The organism is Candidatus Solirubrobacter pratensis (genome assembly GCF_000425945.1).
Taxonomy (GTDB): domain Bacteria; phylum Actinomycetota; class Thermoleophilia; order Solirubrobacterales; family Solirubrobacteraceae; genus Solirubrobacter; species Solirubrobacter pratensis.
Window position 1 is genome coordinate 411424 of record NZ_AUEK01000006.1, and the last position, 18198, is coordinate 429621.

15 protein-coding genes are annotated in these 18198 nt (G+C 72.3%); 8 read left to right on the forward strand and 7 right to left on the reverse strand.

Annotated features, from left to right (window positions below; translation table 11 throughout):
• The first annotated feature begins 124 nt into the window (after nt 1-124).
• Nucleotides 125-598 carry a response regulator gene (locus tag H958_RS0105695; protein ID WP_051323860.1) on the forward strand — a complete coding sequence of 158 codons (474 nt, stop codon included), beginning with the start codon at nt 125-127 and terminating at the stop codon, nt 596-598.
• Nucleotides 595-2712: a putative bifunctional diguanylate cyclase/phosphodiesterase gene (locus H958_RS35250; RefSeq protein WP_051323861.1), complete on the forward strand. Its 2118-nt coding sequence runs from the start codon at nt 595-597 to the stop codon at nt 2710-2712. Before H958_RS0105695 ends, H958_RS35250 begins: the two co-directional genes overlap by 4 nt.
• 7 nt (nt 2713-2719) lie before the next feature.
• Here the strand turns inward: H958_RS35250 and H958_RS0105705 are convergent, their stop codons facing one another.
• A complete protein-coding gene (locus H958_RS0105705) occupies nt 2720-3256 on the reverse strand; it encodes a hypothetical protein (protein WP_156027722.1) in 537 nt (178 codons plus the stop codon).
• Nucleotides 3257-3300: 44 nt separating this feature from the next.
• Between H958_RS0105705 and H958_RS0105715 the strand changes: the two genes are divergently transcribed.
• On the forward strand, nt 3301-4149 hold the full coding sequence (locus tag H958_RS0105715) for a PHP domain-containing protein (protein ID WP_028057961.1): 849 nt from the start codon (nt 3301-3303) through the stop codon (nt 4147-4149).
• Between the two features lie 56 nt (nt 4150-4205).
• A complete protein-coding gene (locus H958_RS44830) occupies nt 4206-5087 on the forward strand; it encodes a formate/nitrite transporter family protein (RefSeq protein WP_028057962.1) in 882 nt (293 codons plus the stop codon).
• On the opposite strand, the gene nrfD is transcribed toward H958_RS44830, so the two are convergent.
• From nrfD to H958_RS42840, 5 genes are read right to left on the reverse strand one after another with little or no spacing between them, the layout of a single operon-like run.
• On the reverse strand, nt 4991-6052 hold the full coding sequence (gene nrfD, locus H958_RS42835) for an NrfD/PsrC family molybdoenzyme membrane anchor subunit (protein ID WP_051323864.1): 1062 nt from the start codon (nt 6050-6052) through the stop codon (nt 4991-4993). The genes H958_RS44830 and nrfD overlap by 97 nt on opposite strands.
• Nucleotides 6049-6879: a 4Fe-4S dicluster domain-containing protein gene (locus H958_RS0105730; RefSeq protein WP_028057963.1), complete on the reverse strand. Its 831-nt coding sequence runs from the start codon at nt 6877-6879 to the stop codon at nt 6049-6051. Before H958_RS0105730 ends, nrfD begins: the two co-directional genes overlap by 4 nt.
• Nucleotides 6872-10072 carry a formate dehydrogenase gene (gene fdh / locus H958_RS35260; protein WP_407641129.1) on the reverse strand — a complete coding sequence of 1067 codons (3201 nt, stop codon included), beginning with the start codon at nt 10070-10072 and terminating at the stop codon, nt 6872-6874. The genes H958_RS0105730 and fdh overlap by 8 nt, the downstream gene beginning before the upstream one ends.
• Nucleotides 10073-10092: 20 nt before the next feature.
• A complete protein-coding gene (fdhD, locus tag H958_RS0105745; protein WP_081685639.1) occupies nt 10093-10848 on the reverse strand; it encodes a formate dehydrogenase accessory sulfurtransferase FdhD in 756 nt (251 codons plus the stop codon).
• A complete protein-coding gene (locus tag H958_RS42840) occupies nt 10845-11942 on the reverse strand; it encodes a DNA polymerase III subunit (RefSeq protein ID WP_028057966.1) in 1098 nt (365 codons plus the stop codon). The genes fdhD and H958_RS42840 overlap by 4 nt, the downstream gene beginning before the upstream one ends.
• A gap of 18 nt (nt 11943-11960) precedes the next feature.
• Here H958_RS42840 and tmk point away from each other — a divergent pair, with 18 nt between their 5' ends.
• The gene (tmk, locus tag H958_RS0105755; RefSeq protein WP_028057967.1) at nt 11961-12536 is read left to right on the forward strand and encodes a dTMP kinase; all 576 of its coding nucleotides are present in this window, start codon (nt 11961-11963) and stop codon (nt 12534-12536) included.
• Here the strand turns inward: tmk and galE are convergent.
• Nucleotides 12524-13498, reverse strand: coding sequence for a UDP-glucose 4-epimerase GalE (gene galE, locus H958_RS0105760; RefSeq protein WP_028057968.1), 975 nt, complete (start codon nt 13496-13498; stop codon nt 12524-12526). The genes tmk and galE overlap by 13 nt on opposite strands.
• Before the next feature lie 42 nt (nt 13499-13540).
• Between galE and H958_RS45935 the strand changes: the two genes are divergently transcribed.
• The 3 genes from H958_RS45935 to H958_RS0105775 all read left to right on the forward strand — a co-directional run bounded on the left by H958_RS45935 (nt 13541) and on the right by H958_RS0105775 (nt 18189).
• Complete coding sequence (locus tag H958_RS45935) at nt 13541-14398, forward strand: hypothetical protein (protein ID WP_028057969.1); 858 nt, start codon at nt 13541-13543, stop codon at nt 14396-14398.
• Nucleotides 14399-14539: 141 nt separating this feature from the next.
• On the forward strand, nt 14540-17446 hold the full coding sequence (locus H958_RS0105770; RefSeq protein ID WP_028057970.1) for a vitamin B12-dependent ribonucleotide reductase: 2907 nt from the start codon (nt 14540-14542) through the stop codon (nt 17444-17446).
• A gap of 494 nt (nt 17447-17940) precedes the next feature.
• Nucleotides 17941-18189: a hypothetical protein gene (locus H958_RS0105775; protein ID WP_028057971.1), complete on the forward strand. Its 249-nt coding sequence runs from the start codon at nt 17941-17943 to the stop codon at nt 18187-18189.
• Nucleotides 18190-18198 lie beyond the last annotated feature (9 nt).

The following is an 18198-nucleotide window of genomic DNA, read 5'->3' on the forward strand; positions in this document are numbered from 1 at the left end:
CAAAAACTAGGCTCGCCCGAACAACCGGGGCCGGGTGCGCCCCCGACCGATTTCGAAGCAGGAGACGATGCAGGATGCGGTGGCCACGGACGGTCCTCCGCCCCCGGGAACGTGGGGGCCGCGCGTGAGCGACCGCTTCCAGCGGTCGCGGGTGCCGATGCTGCCGACGGTCCTGTTCGCGGATGCGAGCGAGGACTATCGCGCGATGGCCAAAGACGCACTGCTCGAGGGACGCAACGCGACCGACATGCGGATGGTCGCCGACGGCGCCGAGCTGGTCGCGTACCTGCACTCCCCCGCGCCGGCGGGCGAAGGCAAGCTCACGCCGGCCGCGAACCTGATCGTCCTCGACGCCCAACTGCCCGGCGACCCGGCCGGCCTGGAGGCGGTCAGGGTGATCAAGCAGGACCCGCGGACCCGCCACATCCCGCTGATCGCCCTCGGCGGCACCGACGATCGCGCGACGATCGCCGCCGCCTACGCCGCGGGCGCCAACACGTACATCGTCAAGCCCGTCACGTTCCTCGCGCTCGTGCGGCTGATGAAGGTCTTCACGGCCTACTGGCTCGAGACGGCGGAGCTCCCGCCCACGGAATGACCGCCGGCCCGCTGCCCGATCCGCTCCGCGTGCTCGCGGTGTCGGCCGATGCCGCGCACCACGCGCCGGTACGCGCGATGCTGAAGCAGATCGCCGCGACAACCGCCCAGGTGACCCTCGCGACGACGCCGCAGCGGGCCTTGGACGAGCTCGACGCGGCCGACATCGTGCTCGTCGATCGCGAGCTCGGCCCGCCGTTCCCCGACGGGCTGCTCACCGCCGAGCAGCTCGCGCGCACGGCGCACGGCACGCCTGTGATCCTGCTCTCGCACGCCGCCGACCACGACGCCGACGTCCACGCGGCGGCGGCGGGCGTCGCCGACTTCCTGCTCGTCCCGGGCCTCAGCGCCGACCGCCTCGAGCACGCGCTGCGCTACGCGCTCACGCACCAGCGCACGCTGCGCCGGCTCGCGCGGTCCGAAGAGCGCCAGGCGCTCGCGCTGAGAGGCGCCAACGACGGGATCTGGGACTGGGACGTCGACGCCGGCACCGTCTACTTCAGCGCACGCTGGAAAGCAATGCTGGGCTACGCCGAGCACGAGGTCGGCCCGACGCGCGGCGAATGGCTCGGGCGCGTGCACCAGGACGACCGCGCCGCGCTCGCGCAGGCGCTCGACGCCCACCTGACCGGACCGGACGAGCACTTCGAGTTCGAGCACCGGATCCAGCACCGCGACGGCTCCTACCGCTGGATGCTCACGCGCGGCGTCGCCGTGCGCGACATCCACGGCCGCGCCACCCGCGTGGTGGGAAGCCAGACCGACGTGACCGCGCGCAAGGAGGCCGAGCGCCGCCTCCAGCACGACGCGCTGCACGACGCGCTCACGGGGCTGCCGAACCGCGTGCTGTTCCTCGACCGCCTCGACCAGGCGATCCGCCGCTCGCGCCGCCACGAGCGGGACCGCTGCGCCGCGGTCCTGTTCCTCGACCTCGACCGCTTCAAGGTCATCAACGACTCGCTCGGCCATCAGGTCGGCGACGACCTGCTCAAGGCGGTCGCCGAGCGGCTGCAGGCGGCGCTGCGGCCCAACGACTCCGTCGCGCGCCTGTCCGGCGACGAGTTCACGCTGCTGCTCGACGACGTCTGCGACGCCCGCGAGGCGACGATGATCGCCGAGCGCGTGCTCCAGAGCCTGAAGGCGCCGTTCGAGCTCGGCGGGCGCGAGCTGTTCATCGGCGCCTCGATCGGCATCGCCGTCGCCACCGCGGACTCCGCTCCGCACGAGGTCATGCGCGACGCCGACGTCGCGATGTACCGCGCCAAGGCCGACGGCAAGGGCCGCCATGCCGTCTTCGACGCCGACATGCACGCGGAGGTCGTGCGGCGGCTCGACATGGAGGGGGAGCTGCGGCGCGCGATCGAGCGGCGCGAGCTCGAGGTCGCCTACCAGCCCATCGCGCAGGCCGCGACGGGCCGCGTCGTCGGCTTCGAGGCGCTCTGCCGGTGGCCGCCCGGGAGTGGTCCGGTCGAGCCGACCGACTTCCTCGCGCTCGCCGAGGAGACCGGACTGGTGGTGCCGCTCGGCACCTGGGTCCTCCGCACCGCCGCGGCCGAGCTCGCCGGCTGGCGCGCGCTGCCCGCCGGCGCCGGCCTCACGCTGGGCGTCAACGTCTCCGGGCGCCAGCTCGCGGAGCCCGGCTTCATCACGATGCTGCGCGGCATCCTGCTCGACTCCGGGCTGGACCCGCGGGCGCTGCGCCTGGAGGTCAAGGAGCACGACCTCTCGCGCGGCCGCGGGGATGACGTGACGCGCCGCATCCTCGAGCAGGTCCACGACCAGGCGCAGGTCCGCACCCACATCGACGACTTCGGGACCGGCGCAAGTTCGTTGCGGCTGCTGCACCGCTTCCCCGGCGACGCGATCAAGATCTCCCGCGGCCTCGTGACCGGCATCGGCCACGACGCAGGCGCGTTCGAGATCGTGCGCGCGGTCGTCGGCCTCGCGCACAACCTGGGGCTCGAGGTGATCGCGGAGGGCGTCGAGACCCGCGAGCAGCTCGACTACCTGAAGGTCCTGGGGTGCGAGTTCGCCCAGGGGTCGGAGGTCTCGGCCCCGCTGACGGCGGCCGAGGCGCGGGCGCTGCTCGAGAAGAGCAGCGTGCCCGCGCGCTGACCGGCGGCTACCGGCGCGTCTCCTCGCGGCCGGGCGCCGGCGCGTCCGCGATCGACTCGCGCTGGAAGCGGCCGCGCGCGGCGGCCTCATCCTCGCGCCCGCGCTCGTACTCGCCGGCGGTGCCCATGCGGCCGTCGTCGAGCGCGCCGCCCTCGCGGCGGTCGTCGACGCCGTCGGCGTCACGGTCATGCGACATCGCGGACGTCCCGGCGAAGCGCTCGCGCTCGTCCTTCTCGATCAGCTCGTGATCGGCCATGCCGCGCTCGTGCAGACCGGCCTTCTCCTGGTGCAGGTCGGCTTGGGCGCGCTGCGCCTGCGCCTCGCGCTCGGCGATCCGGGCGCGCTGCTCGGCCTCGGCGGCCTCGCGCTCGCGCACGTCGGCCTCGCGCCTGTGCTCGCCGGCTACGCGCTCACGCCGGGCTGCAAGCTCACGCTCGCGCTTCTGCACACGAGCCCGTGCGCGCATCCGCGGCATCAAGAACGCGAGCAAGGCAACGACGATCAGCGCCACGATGACGATGGCGACGATTGCGCCAGTACTCATGATCGGCTCCTTCCAATCGGGGTCACCTGCAAGGGTTCCCGACCGTGACGCGCAAGCAAACGTTCGACCTCCAATCGCACTCGACCTGCTCGGACGGCTCGCTGCCACCCGCCGAGGTCGTGGAACGCGCGGCCCGGGCCGGCGTGACGCTGTTCGCGCTGACCGACCACGACACCGTCGACGGGGTGTCAGCCGCGCTTGACGCGGCGCGCGAGCACGACATCGCGCTCACGCCGGCGGTGGAGCTGAGCTCGGTCGGCGCCGGCCGCGAGGATCTGCACATCCTCGGGTACGGGATCGACCACACCGATCCCGAGCTGCTGGCCACCCTCGAGGACTTCCGCGCCGACCGCGGCCGCCGGATCCTGGCGATGGCCGGCAGGCTGCGCGAGCTCGGCTTCGAGCTCGACGATACCCACTACGCGCAGCGGGACGCACCGGGCCGCCCGCATCTGGCCGAGGCGGTGCTGCAACACCCCGCCAACGCCGCAAGGCTCCAGCGCGAAGGGATCGACGGTCGCGACGCCCTCTTCCCCGCCTACCTGGTCCCCGGGGCACCCGCGTACGTCGGGCGGTCGCGCCCGACCGTCGGGCAGGCGATCGACGTGATCCACCGCGCCGGCGGCGTGGCCGTATGGGCGCACCCCGTCTGGGATCTGGACGACTTCGAGGCGCCGCTGGAGGAGTTCTCCGCCTACGGGCTGGACGGCGTCGAAGCGTTCTACGTCACCTACACCGAGGAGCAGACCCGCGCGCTCTACGCCGCGGCGACGCGGCGCGGTCTCCTGACGACCGGCTCGAGCGACTTCCACGGTCCGGATCACGAGCGCTTCAACCGGTTCTTGGCGTTCTCTCACTTCGGCCTCACACCGGATCTCGGGCCGATCGGCTGAATCCGCCCCGGCTGGCTAGAACCGTGCGGGTTGACCCCGCATCGGGAGGATGGACAGTGGCTTTCAAGGACCCCAGGGCGATCACCCTCGCCGGCACGCAGACCGGAGCGACCAAGGCGGCGCTCTCGCCAGGCAAGGCGATCGTGGCGGGCTTCCTCGGCGGCGCCTACATCGCGTTCGGCGGCCTCGTGGCGATCAGCGTGTCGTCGGGGCTCAAGCCCGAGACCTGGGGCACCTTGCCGACCTTGTTCACCGGCGCGGTGTTCGCGCTCGGGCTGATCCTCGTGGTGATCGCCGGCTCGGAGCTGCTGACCGGCAACATGGCGCTCGTCCCGCTGGCCGCCCTGCGCGGCCGCGCCACGTGGGGCGCGGTGGTCGCCAACTTCACGTGGGTGCTGATCGGCAACCTGCTCGGCTCGCTGTTCGTCGCCTACTTCCTCGCCGTCAAGACCGGCGTCCTCACCGCCGAGCTGCCGCTCGCGCGGCTGTCCGCGATCGCCGAGGCCAAGGGCCACACCGAGACCGACTGGCAGATCTTCCTGCGCGCGCTGGGCTGCAACTGGCTCGTCTGCCTCGCCGTCTGGATGGCGCTCGGCGCCGACGACATCGGCGGCAAGGTGCTGGCGATCTTCTTCCCGATCATGGCCTTCGTGGCGATCGGCTTCGACCACGTGGTCGCGAACATGTTCTTCCTGCCGGCCGCGATCTTCGCGCACGTGCCGGGCATCGGCTGGGACGACGCGGTCAAGAACTGGATCTTCGCGTTCCTCGGCAACCTCGTCGGCGCCGGGGTCTTCGTCTCCGGGAGCTACTACTACCTCTACGGACGCGATCCGGAGGATCAGCCGGGGGACACGCCCGAGGGCGACGGCCGCGCCATCTCGGCGACCGCGCGGTCGTCCTTCGCCGAGTCGGCGCCCGCCCGCACCCAGCCGTAGCGGAACAGCAGCCCGGCGGCGAGGTGCAGGACCGACGCCACGTGCGCGAGCTTCGGGCTGCGGGTCGCCTGCAGCCCCAGGCCGGCGCGCACGGTCCACTTCGCCGCCTTCAGCACCTTGGACTCGCGCAGCGGCCGCCCGATCGTCTCCGGCAAGCGCCGCTCGTTGACGATCGAGAGCGCCAGCTCGGCGGCCATCGCGCCGGTCTGGACCCGGTTGAGCGCGATCCGCGTGGACTCCTTCGAGTCCCCCGCCGCGCAGATCGCGAGCCGGCACGCGGCCGCGCCCGTGGCGGTCGCCGTGCAGACGAAGATCGGGCCGAGGAAGAGGCGCGAGCGCGCCCACACCGGGACGGCGGTCGCGGCGAGCAGGACGCCCGTGTAGGAGCCCAGGTAGCCGCCGACGAGCACGTTCGCCGCGCCGGTGGCGCGGGCGGCCTTCCCGCGCCCCAGGAGATCGAAGCCGACGGCCGCCGCGGCGAGGTTGCCGAACACGATCAGCGCCCACGCGCCCATCGACATCGGCGAGCGCGTCTTGACGATCCGCAGCATGTTCAGGAAGCGCATCGGGCGCCCGAGGTCGAGCACCAGCAGCGGCGGCGAGGGGATCAGCGCGGCGAGCGAGACCTTGCGCGCCAGCTCGGCCGCGCGGTGATCGCCCGCGAGGTCGCACGCGAGCGCGACGAACGCCGAGCCGGCGGCGATCCCACCGGTCCAGAAGTAGAGCGGGACCTCCCACGTCCACACCGCCGGCTTCATCATCCCGTGGCCGACGCCGTCCAGCGGCGGCGTCTCCCCGGTCGCGCGCTCGGCGCCCGCGTACTTCGTGTCGGAGCCGTACAGGTACGACCACTCGCCGTCGCGCCACTCGCCGATGTGCAGCGCGACCTTCTCGCCGGTCTTCTCCCCGAACTTCGGCGAGGCGTTCGAGCCCAGCGCGGGCGTCATGTCGCGTTCGTCGCTCATCGCCGCCTCGCCTGCAGGAACGCCGCCGCGACGCCCGCCGCCGCCAGCATCGCGGCGCCGAACGCCGCGACCGTCGCCGGCACCACGTTCTGCTGCGCCGGCGACTCCGCGCTCGCCGGCAGGCCGTAGCGCTCGGGCGGCTCGGTCAGCAGGAAGAAGGCGCCGAGCCCGCCCGCGAGGTCCTTGTAGAGGTACGCCTTCTCGACGCCGCGCTTGTGCAGCGTCGCCACGCGCCGCTCGGCCACCTCGACGAGGTCGTCGTAGGAGCCGAACTGGATCGAGTCGGTCGGGCACGCCTTCGCGCAGGCCGGCTCCAGGCCCTCCTCCAGCCGGTCGTAGCAGAGCGTGCACTTGGCGGCGCGGCCGTCGTCCGGGTCGCGGTCGACGACGCCGAACGGGCACGACGGGATGCAGTAGCCGCAGCCGTTGCAGACGTCAGGCTGCAGCACGACGGTGCCGAACTCCGAGCGGATCAGCGCGCCCGTCGGGCACGCGTCCATGCAGCCGGCGTGCGTGCAGTGCTTGCACACGTCGGACATGAAGACCCACGAGTCGAACGTGTTCGCCCAGTCGACCAGGTCCGGGATCTCCTCGCGCGGCGGCCCGCCCTCGGCGAGCTCGACGAAGCGCACGTGCCGCCACGTGTTGGCGCCGAGCGTGCCGGTGTTGTCGTAGGAGCCGCCCTTGCGGAACTCGCCGCCGTCGGACGGCAGGTCGTTCCACTGCTTGCACGCGACCTCGCACGCCTTGCAGCCGATGCAGACCGTCGTGTCGGTGAAGAAGCCCATGCGGCGCGCGCCCGGCTTCGTGATCGACAGCTCACTCATGGTCTTGGGTCTCCGCCCAGTAGTCGCGGTTCGGGGCCGCCGGCTTGGCGTCGTGCGTGCCGGCGAGCGGCGCCGTCCCGCGCGACGAGCGTCCCGCCCGCACGTCGCAGACGAACGCCTTGGACTCGTGGATCGACACGTTCGGATCACCCGAGAGCGTGATCAGGTCGTTCGCCACGTCGCCGCCGTCCGGCCCGCCGAAGCCCCAGTGCCACGGCAGCGCGATCTGGTGCACGATCGCGCGGTCGATCGTCAGCGGCCGCATCCGCTCCGTCACGCGGGCGCGCGCCACGATCTCCGCCCGCAGCGAGACGATCGTCATCCAGCCGCCGTCCTCGATCCCGCGCTCGGCGGCGAGCTGGGGCGAGATCTCGGCGAACATCTCCGGCTGCAGCTCGTCCAGCCACGGCAGCCAGCGCGACATGCCGCCGGCGGTGTGGTGCTCGGTCAGCCGGAATGTCGTCGCCACGACCGGGTAGCGCGGGTCGCCCGGCTCGGCGTACGGGTTGTCGGCCCGTGTCCACTTCAGCGCCGCCGGGTTGGCGTGGATCTTCGGGTACAGCGGGTTCTCCAGCGGCGACTCGAGCGGCTCGTAGTGCGCCGGCATCGGTCCGTCGAGCAGCCCGGAGGGCGCGTACAGCCACGCGCGGCCGTCGGCCATCATGATGAACGGGTCGTCGCCGGAGATCGCGTCCATTCCCTCGGCGTCGTCCGGGGCGCGGTAGTCGGGCCGCTTGTCGACGGGGAAGTCCGGCACGTCGTAGCCGGTCCACTTGCCCTGCTCCTCGTCCCACCAGACGTACTTCTTGCGCTCCGACCACGGCTTCCCGTCCGGGTCGGCCGAGGCGCGCGAGTAGAGCATCCGCCGGTTCGCCGGCCATGCCCACGCCCACTCCGGCGAGACCCAGCCGCCCTCGGCCGAGATGTCGCCCGGCTCGCGCCGGCGGGCCATGTTGACGCCGCCCGCGTAGACGCCCGAGTAGATCCAGCAGCCGCAGGCGGTGGAGCCGTCGGCCTTGAGCTGCGCGAAGCCGGGGACCGGCTCGCCGGTCGCGACCTCGTAGCCGTTGATCTCCTTCAGGACCGCCTCGGCGCTCGGCTCGGCGTGCTCGCCGTGCTCGGGGTAGTCCCACTTGCAGTTGAGGATCGGCCAGTCCTTGTCGTCGGTCGAGCCCTCGTAGTGCTTGCGGACGCGCTTGAAGAGGTGGTGGATGAACCACAGCTCGCTGCGGGCGTCGCCCGGCGGGTCGAGCGCCTTGTCGCGCCACTGCACGAGCCGCTGCGTCTGCGTGAAGGAGCCCTCCTTCTCGACGTAGCTCGCGGCCGGCATCAGGAAGACCTCGGTCTGGATCTCGGAGGTCTTCAGCTCGCCGGAGCGGATCTCGGGCGAGTCGCGCCAGAACGTCGCCGACTCGATCTCGGCGAGGTCGCGCACCACGACCCACTTCATCTGCGCGAGGGCGCGTCGCATCAGCCCCGCGTGCTGGGAGCCGACGGCGGGGTTCTGGCCCATCAGGAAGATGCCGTCCAGGCCGCCGTCGAACGCCCGCAGCATCGTCGCGATGTGCGAGTGGTTTCCGGAGATCTTCGGCAGGTAGCCGAAGCCGTAGTCGTTCTCGGCGGTCGCGGCGTCCCCGAACCAGGCCTTCAGCAGCGAGGTGATGTAGATCGGGAAGTGCGACCACCAGCCCCTGCTCGCGCCGCCGGTGTCGATGTAGTCCTTGAGCGTGAGATGGCCCTCGCGCGCCATCGGCATGTGCAGGTAGCCGGGCAGCAGGTCGTAGAGCGTCGGGATGTCGGTCGAGCCCTGGATCGTGGCGTGGCCGCGCAGCGCCATCACGCCGCCGCCGGGGCGGCCGATGTTCCCGAGCAGCAGCTGCAGGATCGCGCCGGCACGGATCATCTGCACGCCGGCGGTGTGCTGCGTCCAGCCGACGGCGTAGCAGAGCGCGGTCGTGCGCTCGCGACCAGAATTGGCGATCAGCGTCTCGGCGACCTTGTGGAACTGCTCGGTCGTGATCCCGCAGATGCGCTCGACCATCTCGGGCGTGTAGCGCGCGAAGTGCCGGCGCAGGACGTTGATCACGCAGCGCGGGTTCTGCAGCGTCGGGTCGGACTTGACGCTGCCGGTCATCATCCCCGCGCCGGTGCGCGTCGTGAACGATTGCGACGAGTGCTCGCGCCGCCCGGCCGAGGCCGCGATCTCGCCGCCCTCGTACATCCAGGACGTCGCGTCGTACGTGTGGTCGGCCTCGTCGAAGCCCGAGAAGAAGCCGCCGAGGTCCTCCGTGTCCTTGAAGTCCTCGTTGACGAGCGTCGCGGCGTTGGTGTAGTTGAGGACGTACTCCTTGAAGTAGCTCTCGGTCTCCAGCACGTGGCGGATCAGGCCGCCGAGGAACGCGATGTCGCTGCCCGCCCGGATCGGGACGTGCATGTCCGACATCGCGCTGGTGCGGGAGAAGCGGGGGTCGACGTGGATGACCTTGGCGCCGCGCTCACGCGCCTTCATCACCCAGCGGAAGCCGACCGGGTGCGCCTCGGCCATCGAGGCGCCCTGGATCAGGACGCAGTCCGCGTTCTGGAGATCCTGCAGGTGTGAGGTGGCGCCGCCACGGCCGAACGAGGTCCCCAGACCGGGGACCGTGGAGGAGTGTCATATGCGCGCCTGGTTCTCGACCTGGATCGCGCCCATGGCGGTGTAGGCCTTCTTGAGGAGGTAGTTCTCCTCGTTGTCGAGCGTCGCGCCGCCGAGGTGGGCGAAGCCCATCGTGCGGTCGACGCGCCAGCCCTGGTCGTTGATGCGCTGCCAGCCGTCCTCGCGGGCGGCGACCACGCGCTCGGCGATCATCTCCATCGCCGTCTCGAGCTCGATCTCCTCCCACTCCGTGCCGCCTGGACGACGGTAGCGGACCTTCTGGAGGCGGCCGGGCTGCTGGACGAGCTGGCGGCTCGCGGAGCCCTTCGGGCACAGCGTGCCCTGGTTGATCGGCGAGCGCGGATTGCCCTCGATCGAGACCAGCTCGCCGCCGCGGGTGTAGACGACCTGGCCGCAGCCGACGGCGCAATACGGGCACACGCTCTCGGTCGCCTTCAGCCCGGCGGTGCGAGGGCCCGCCTTCCTGGTCTTCTTGGAGACGGCGTGGCCGCCCATGCCCCAGTCGGCGGCGCGGCCGACGACGGGAAGCTTGCGCAGCTTCTGCCAGGAGGGCTCTGTCAAGTCACCCGCTCCACGGCCGTGTACACGTTCACACGTCCGCCGCGTGCGAAGCCCGCCAGCGTCATTCCCCTGTCAGCGGCCAGACGGATGGCGAGGGAGCTGGGCGCGCCGACACCGACCAGGATCGGCGCGCCGGCGACGGCGGCCTTCTGGACGAGCTCGAACGAGAGCCGGCCGGAGACGCACAGGATGTCGGGGTGAAGCGGCACCAGGCCCTGCCCGAGCGCCCAGCCGATCACCTTGTCCATCGCGTTGTGGCGCCCGACGTCCTCGCGCACCGCGAGCAGCTCGCCGTCGGGCGTGAAGAGGCCGGTGGCGTGCAGGCCGCCCGTGCGGGCGAAGGTGGGCTGGCGCAGGCGGTCCGGGAGCCCGGCCAGCAGCGGTCGCGGGACGGCCGGCCCAGGACGCGCGGGCGCCGCGCTCACCGCCACCTCCTCGAGCGCGCCCTTGCCGCAGACGCCGCACGAGGACGTCGTGTAGAAGGCGCGCGGGCTCGGCTCGCGGGCGAGCGGACCCTCGACCTCGACCGTGTTGATCTCCAGCGTCGGGGCCGCCTTGCGCGGGCCGTCGATCAGGCCTTCGCCGTAGAGGAACCCGAGCGCGAGCTCCTCGTCCTCGCCGGGCGTGCGCATCGTCACGGCGAGCGGCCGGCCGCCGGCGCGGATCTCCAGCGGCTCCTCGACCGCGACCTCGTCCTCGAGGCCCGGGGCGTGCACCGCGGCGTACGACCCGAGGACCTCCACGCGGGTCACGTCGCCAGCGTCTCCTCGAGCCGGAACGCGAGCGCCTCGCACGCGAGCTCGAACCCGACGTTGACCTGCAGCCGCGCGCGCGTGTCGTCGACGAGCTCCTGCGCGGCGCGCAGGGCGGTCGGGCTGCGGCCCTCGGCGTCGGCGGCGAGCTCGGCGGCGCGATCGGCGTTGAACGCGAGCTCCGGGGCGCCGGCCGCGACGGCGCCGACGTCGCGCAACCACAGGCCCGCGAGCTGGAGCGCATGGTCGAGCGCGCCGGTCTCGGCGCGCCGCTGGGCGCGGCGCGCACGCTCGCCGTACTCGGTCTCGCGCCGGCGGTGCTCCTTCTTGGGCAGGTACTGCAGCTCCTCGGCCAGCGCCGCCTCGACCTCCGCGCGCGCCGCCGCGCCGCGCGCCTTCGAGCGCTCCAGCAGCGCCTCCCACGGCCGGTCGCGACGGCCCTGCAGCGGGGCCCGGGCGAGCGCTTCCGCGGCGGCGCGCAGCGCGGGACCGTCGCCGAGCGCGAGCGCGAGCGCCTTCTCGCCGTCGCCCAGGCTCAGCCGCGCGCACGCCTCGGCGGTCTCCGGCGGGACGCCCTGGGATTGGAGCTTCTGCGCCAGCGCGCCGGGGCCGAGCGCGTCGAAGCGGACCGGCTGGCAGCGCGACGCGATCGTCGGCAGCACCTGCGTGAGGCGGTCGGTGAGCAGGACGAGCACGACGTAGGGCGGCGGCTCCTCGAGCGTCTTGAGCAGCGCGTTGGCCGCCTCGTCGTTCATCGTGTCGGCGCGCTCGAGCACGAAGACGCGGCGCGTCGCCTCGAACGGCGTGTGCGCGGCGGCCGCGACGACCGCCTCCTCGACGTCGCGCCGCAGCATCTCGTGCGCGCCGCTGGGCGTGACCCACGTGAGGTCGGGATGCGCGCCGTGGGCCGCGCGGGCGCGGGCGCTGCCGGGGTCGCGCGCCCCGCGCGCCAGCAGCTCGCCGGCGAACGCGCGCGCGGTCTCGCGCTTGCCCGCGCCGGCCGGGCCGTGCAGCAGATAGGCGTGGGCGGGCTCGCCGCTCAGCGCCGCGCCGAGGACGGCGCGCGCATGTGGGTGGGCGTCGAGCGCGAGCACGTGTGAAGATCCTACGGAGTGCTGATCACGGTGGAGGGGCTCGACGGGGCCGGCAAGAGCACGCTGGTCGCGGGCCTGGCCCGGGCGCTCGACGCGATCGTCCTGCGCGAGCCGGGCGGCGTCGAGCTGTCGGAGCGGATCCGGGCACTGGTCGCGGATCCGGCGCTGCACGTCGATCCGCGGGCGGAAGCGCTGCTGTTCGCCGCGGCGCGGGCGCAGCTGGTCGCCGAGCGGCTGCGGCCGCTGCTGGACTCAGGCGCCACCGTCGTGCTCGACCGCTTCGTGGACTCCTCGCTCGCCTACCAGGGCGGCGGGCGCGGACTCGGCGTGCGGGAGGTGCGCGACCTGAACCGGTTCGCCACCGGCGGGCTGGTCCCCGACCGCACGCTGCTACTGCGGATCGATCCCTCGGCGGGCCTGGCCCGCATCGCCGGCCGCGAGGCGGACCGGCTCGAGTCCGCGGGCCTGGGCTTCTTCGAGGCGATCGCGCGCGCCTATGACGAGCTCGCCGCCGCCGAGCCGGAGCGCTTCGTCGTGCTCGACGCCTCGCAGCCGCCGGAGCGCGTGCTCGCGGACGCGCTTCAGGCGCTGTAGCCCTGCGGGTGCGCCTGCCGCCACGCCCAGGCGTCGGCGATCATGTCGTCCAGCGAGCGCTCCGGCGTCCACTCGAGCCCCGCGCGCGCCTTCGCGTTGGCCGCCACCAGCCGCGGCGGATCGCCGGGACGCCGCTCCTGTTCGCGCACCTGGAAGTCGCGGCCGGTGACGCGCCGGACGGCGTCGATCACCTCGCGCACGCTGTAGCCCGTGCCGGAGCCGAGGTTGTAGATGTCGTGCCGGCCGGGCTCGGCCTTCTCGAGCGCGAGCAGGTGCGCGCGCGCCAGGTCGTCGACGTGGATGTAGTCGCGCACCGCGCTGCCGTCGGGCGTCGGGTAGTCGGTGCCGAAGATCGAGATGTGTTCGCGCGTCCCTGCGGCCGCCTGCAGGATCAGCGGGATCAGGTGCGTCTCGGGCTCGTGGTCCTCCCCCAGCGGCTCGTTCGCGCCCGCGACGTTGAAGTAGCGCAGCGAGACCGCTGCGAGGCCGTGGGCGCGCGCCTCGTCGGCGAGCATGCGGTCGACGGCGAGCTTGGAGTTGCCGTAGCTGTTGACCGGCGTCGCCGGCTCGTCCTCGGAGATCGGCACCGTCTCGGGCTCGCCGTAGGTCGCGCACGTGGACGAGAACACGATCCGGCCGATGCCCGCCTCGCGCATCGCGTCGAGCAGGTTCAGCGTCGCCACGACGTTGCCGCGGTAGTAGCGCTCGGGATGCGCGACCGACTCCTCGACCAGCGCGAGCGCCGCGAAGTGCAGCACGCCGTCGAAGCCGGACGCGAGCGCCGCGCGGACCGCGTCGAGGTCGAGCAGGTCGGCCTGCACGAAGTCCGCGCCCTCGGGGACGGCGTCGCGATGGCCGCGATCGAGGGAGTCCAGGACGGTCACGTCATCCCCGCGCGCCACCAGTCGCTGGGCGACGATGGAGCCGATGTAGCCGGCGCCGCCGGTGACGAGAAGCCGCATGCGGCGGGATCGTAGCGACGCCGGCGGTTACACTTGGCCGGGATGCGCACGCGCCCGATCACGGTCGTTGCGACCGCGCTGGCGCTCCTGGCCACAGCCCCGGTGACCGCCCGGGCGCAGGATCCGACTTCGACGCCGACGCCGTCGGCAAGCCCCACGGCGACGCCCACGGCCTCCTCGGCGGACGCGAAGACGGACTGGCCGAAGGACGTCCAGCGCGTGTATGACGACTACCGCCGCGACGGCGTCATCGACGTCTGCGACCACACGGAGAAGACGCTGCAGGACACGCTCGACACGATCGAGCCGGCGTACGACCAGGACTATCCGGACTTCCGCGAGGCGATCACCGCGGGGATCCAGAAGCACAAGTCCGGCGGCTGCGACTCGAAGGGCTCCCCGGGCGCGGGAGCCGGGACGGGCGCGGGCGCCGGAGCCGGGGCGGGCGCGGGCGCCGGCGCGACGCCCACGGCCACGGCCACGCCGGACAGCGGGAGCAGCGGCTCCTCGAGCGACAGCTCAGGCGCCGAGTCGGGGACGCTCCCGCGTTCGCACCACGGCGGGTCGTCGAGGTCGGGGACGGTCCCGCCCGAGGACGACATCCCGCCGCAGGGCAGCGTCACGCCGGTGCCGAGCCCGGTGCCGACCGTGGGGGCGCCGCCCGTGGCCGCTCCCCCGGCCGCCGCGCCGGCGCAGCCCGTGATCGTCCACGAGGGCCATCGCAGCCTCACGCTGCCGATCGCGCTGATCGCGCTGGCGCTGCTCGGGGCGCTCGCGCTGCTTCTCGCGGCGCTCGCCTCGCGGCGCAATCCGAGGCTCGCCCACGCGTGGCGCGAGGCCGCGTTCCGCACCCGCGGGACCTGGGCGGACTTCTCCGATTGGCTCCGGCTCGGCCGGTAGAATCCAAGTACCGAGTTTTCCTGTCCGATTCCCGGAATTTGCAGGCTTCTTGAGGTTCGTTCCGTCCGGACCACGAGGCAACATTCACCGCCCGCAGATTTGAGCCCGTGCCGAGCCGGGCACTGAAGGGAGTTGCCACCGATGGAACAGACGACGCCGCAGACGACACTCACGCAGGATCCCCGGGCGGGAGAGGCCTTGAGCGTGCGGCGCCTGTTCACGCGGCCCGGAGTGCATCCATTCGACACCGTCGAATGGGAGACGAGAACGGCAGCAGTGGGGTCGTTCAAGCAGGAGAGCGTGGAGTTCCCGAAGTCGTGGTCGCAGAACGCCACGAACATCGTCGCGCAGAAGTACTTCCGCGGCCAGCTGAACTCGCCCACGCGCGAGCGCTCGGTCAAGCAGATGATCTCCCGCGTCGCGGGGACGATCGCCGACTGGGGCCGTGAGCGCGGCTACTTCGCCTCCGTCGAGGACGGCGACACCTTCGAGGCGGAGCTGACGTACATCCTCCTGAACCAGCTGGCCGCGTTCAACTCGCCGGTCTGGTTCAACGTCGGCTTCGAGGAGAGCCCGCAGTGCTCGGCCTGCTTCATCCTCTCCGTCGACGACACGATGGAGTCGATCCTCGACTGGAACACGCGCGAGGGCAAGATCTTCCGCGGCGGGTCCGGGTCGGGCATCAACCTGTCGAACATCCGCGGCTCGATGGAGCCGCTGTCCAAGGGCGGCACCGCGTCCGGCCCGGTCTCCTTCATGCGCGGGGCCGACGCGTGGGCGGGCACCATCAAGTCCGGCGGCAAGACGCGCCGCGCGGCCAAGATGGTCGTGCTCGACGTCGACCACCCGGACATCCGCGAGTTCATCTGGTGCAAGGCCAAGGAGGAGGACAAGGCCGCCGCGCTGCGCGACGCCGGGTTCGACATGTCGATCGACGGCGACGGCTTCCACTCGATCCAGTACCAGAACGCGAACAACTCGGTCCGCGTGACGGACGAGTTCATGCACGCGGTCGAGGACGACGCGGAGTGGAACCTGATCGCGCGCACGACCGGCGAGCCGATCGGCGAGCCGGTCAACGCCCGCGAGCTGATGCGCGAGATCGCCGAGGCCGCCTGGCGCTGCGCCGATCCAGGCGTCCAGTACGACACGACGATCAACCAGTGGCATACCTCGCCGAACTCGGGCCGCATCAACGCGTCCAACCCGTGCTCGGAGTACATGCACGTCGACGACTCGGCGTGCAACCTGGCGTCGCTGAACCTGATGAAGTTCCGCCGCCCCGACGGGACGTTCGACGTCGAGACCTTCCAGCACACGGTCGACATCGTGTTCCTGGCCCAGGAGATCGTCGTCTCGCCGTCGAGCTACCCCACGAAGGAGATCGGCGACAACGCGCGCGCCTTCCGCCAGCTCGGGCTCGGCTACGCCAACCTCGGCGCGTTCCTGATGGCCAACGGCAACGCGTACGACTCCGACGAGGGCCGCGGCGCGGCGGCGGCGATCACGGCGCTGATGACCGGCCGCGCGTACGCGCAGTCGGCGCGCATCGCCGGCTCGATCGGCACGTACGACCGCTACGCCGAGAACCGCGAGGCGCACAACAACGTCATGCGCATGCACCGCGACGCCTCGTACGCGATCCCGGACGACGCCTGCCAGGACGAGCCGCTGCTGACGGCGGCGCGCGACACGTGGAACGAGGCCGTCGCGCTCGGCGAGCTCTACGGCTACCGCAACGCGCAGGCGACGGTGCTCGCGCCGACGGGCACGATCTCGTTCCTGATGGACTGCGACACGACCGGCATCGAGCCCGACTTCTCGCTCGTGAAGTACAAGGAGCTCGTCGGCGGCGGCAACATGGTCATCACCAACCGCACCGTGCCGATGGCGCTGCGGACGCTCGGCTACGGCGAGCAGCAGGTCGACCAGATCGAGGCCTACGTGGCCGAGCACGGGACGATCATCGGCGCCCCCGGCCTGGCCGCCGAGCACCTGCCGGTGTTCGACGTCGCGGTCGGCGAGCGGGCGATCTCCGCGGCCGGCCACATCAAGATGATGGGCGCCGTCCAGCCGTTCCTGTCGGGCGCGATCTCAAAGACCGTGAACATGCCGCAGACCTCGACGGTCGAGGACATCGCCGAGGCCTACATCCAGGCCTGGCGGCTCGGCGTCAAGGCGCTGGCGATCTACCGCGACGGCTCCAAGACGGCGCAGGCGCTGCGCACCGACGCGCAGAAGGAGGTCGACGCCAAGGCCGAGGCCGCGCTCGAGGCCGGCGAGGCGATCTTCACGGAGTCCGAGGTCGAGGCGAAGATCGAGGAGGCCGTCGCGGCCACGGTCAGGAAGGCGGTCGCCCGTACCGACGAGCCGCTGCGCAAGCGGATGCCGCGCGAGCGCCAGTCGCTGACGCACAAGTTCTCGCTCGGCGGCCACGAGGGGTACATCACGGCCGGCATGTACGAGGACGGCTCGGTCGGGGAGATCTTCCTGACCGACATCGGCAAGGAGGGCTCGACCCTCCGCGGCATGATGAACTCGTTCGCGACCGCGATCTCCATCTCGCTGCAGTACGGCGTGCCGCTGGAGACGCTCGTGCGCAAGTTCGCCTACATGCGCTTCGAGCCGGAGGGGATCACCACCAACCCGGAGATCCCGTTCGCGAAGTCGATGCCGGACTACATCATGCGCTGGCTCGCCTCCCGCTTCCTGGACTCCGACGTCCAGGAGGAGCTCGGCATCCTCACGCCCGAGGTCCGCGCGAAGAAGACGGCCGAGGACACGGCCACCGGCGCCTCCGGCGGCTCCTCACGTCCGGCCAACGGCGGCACGGGCAACAGCGGGGCCACCGCGAAGGCCGACTTCACGGTCCCGGCCGCCGAGATCCAGCCGGCCGCGGCGGCGCTGACCGACACGCCGCCGGTCGTCCCGGCCCGCCTCATCGGCCTGGACCTCGGCCCCGCGTGCAATCAGTGCGGCGGCATGATGCAGCGCACGGGCTCCTGCTACACGTGCTCGAGCTGCGGCAACAACACCGGCTGCGGCTGAGCCGAACCCGGCTTCTGAAGCGTCTCGAACGGCCCCGGCGACGGGGCCCTTCGTCGTTCTCAGGTGACGACGCAGCGCTTGGCCGCCCGGCCGCTCGCCTACAACGCAGGGCTTGGCCGCCCGGCCGCGGGTCCTGTCCTCGTGGGACCCGGGTCGTCGGTCGACCAGAGACCCGCTCGACAGGCGCCGACGCCTGCCGCTGTCGACGCGCCGACCCCCGAACGCCCACGAGGCCACCCGCGGGTGGGACCGCTCAAGCTCGCTGCCCTGCGGCGTGCCGCCGAACGCGCTCGCCGGAGCAGCCGCTCCGAATCGGTTCGTTCGCGCCGGCAGGGTGACCGACGCGGCTACCGGCCGCGCCGCCGCGGGTCTTGTCCGCGTGCGACCCGCGACCGGGCGGTTGATCCTCGGCCGTTGCGCGCTGCGCGAACCGACTCCGGCAGGCAGCGGCGACCGCAGGAGCACGAGTGTGGCTCTTCGGGTAGATCTAGGACATGCGTCGCATCCCGTACTTCAAGCTCCTCGCGATCCTGCAGATCGTGCTCCTGGCCCGGCAGCACCTCAATGGGCTCAGCCGCGAGGAGCGGCGCCGGATGGCGGAGCTGGTGCGGCGCGGGCACCGGCTCAACAGGTCCGAGCGCAGAGAGCTGCGCGAGCTGGCGCAGAAGCTCGAGCCGGGCGCGTTCGCGCGGAGGGCGGCGTCGCGCCTGTCGCCGGTCGGGATGCCGGGCCGCAGGAAGTAGCCTGGGGCG

Bases quoted from the DNA above. Each gene is read 5' to 3' on its own strand.
- H958_RS35250 (WP_051323861.1), top strand. From the start codon at position 595: ATGACCGCCGGCCCGCTGCCCGATCCGCTCCGCGTGCTCGCGGTGTCG.
- H958_RS0105705 (WP_156027722.1), bottom strand. From the start codon at position 3,256: ATGAGTACTGGCGCAATCGTCGCCATCGTCATCGTGGCGCTGATCGTC.
- nrfD (WP_051323864.1), bottom strand. From the start codon at position 6,052: ATGAGCGACGAACGCGACATGACGCCCGCGCTGGGCTCGAACGCCTCG.
- H958_RS0105730 (WP_028057963.1), bottom strand. From the start codon at position 6,879: ATGAGTGAGCTGTCGATCACGAAGCCGGGCGCGCGCCGCATGGGCTTC.
- galE (WP_028057968.1), bottom strand. From the start codon at position 13,498: ATGCGGCTTCTCGTCACCGGCGGCGCCGGCTACATCGGCTCCATCGTC.
- H958_RS45935 (WP_028057969.1), top strand. From the start codon at position 13,541: ATGCGCACGCGCCCGATCACGGTCGTTGCGACCGCGCTGGCGCTCCTG.
- H958_RS0105770 (WP_028057970.1), top strand. From the start codon at position 14,540: ATGGAACAGACGACGCCGCAGACGACACTCACGCAGGATCCCCGGGCG.
- H958_RS0105775 (WP_028057971.1), top strand. From the start codon at position 17,941: ATGCGTCGCATCCCGTACTTCAAGCTCCTCGCGATCCTGCAGATCGTG.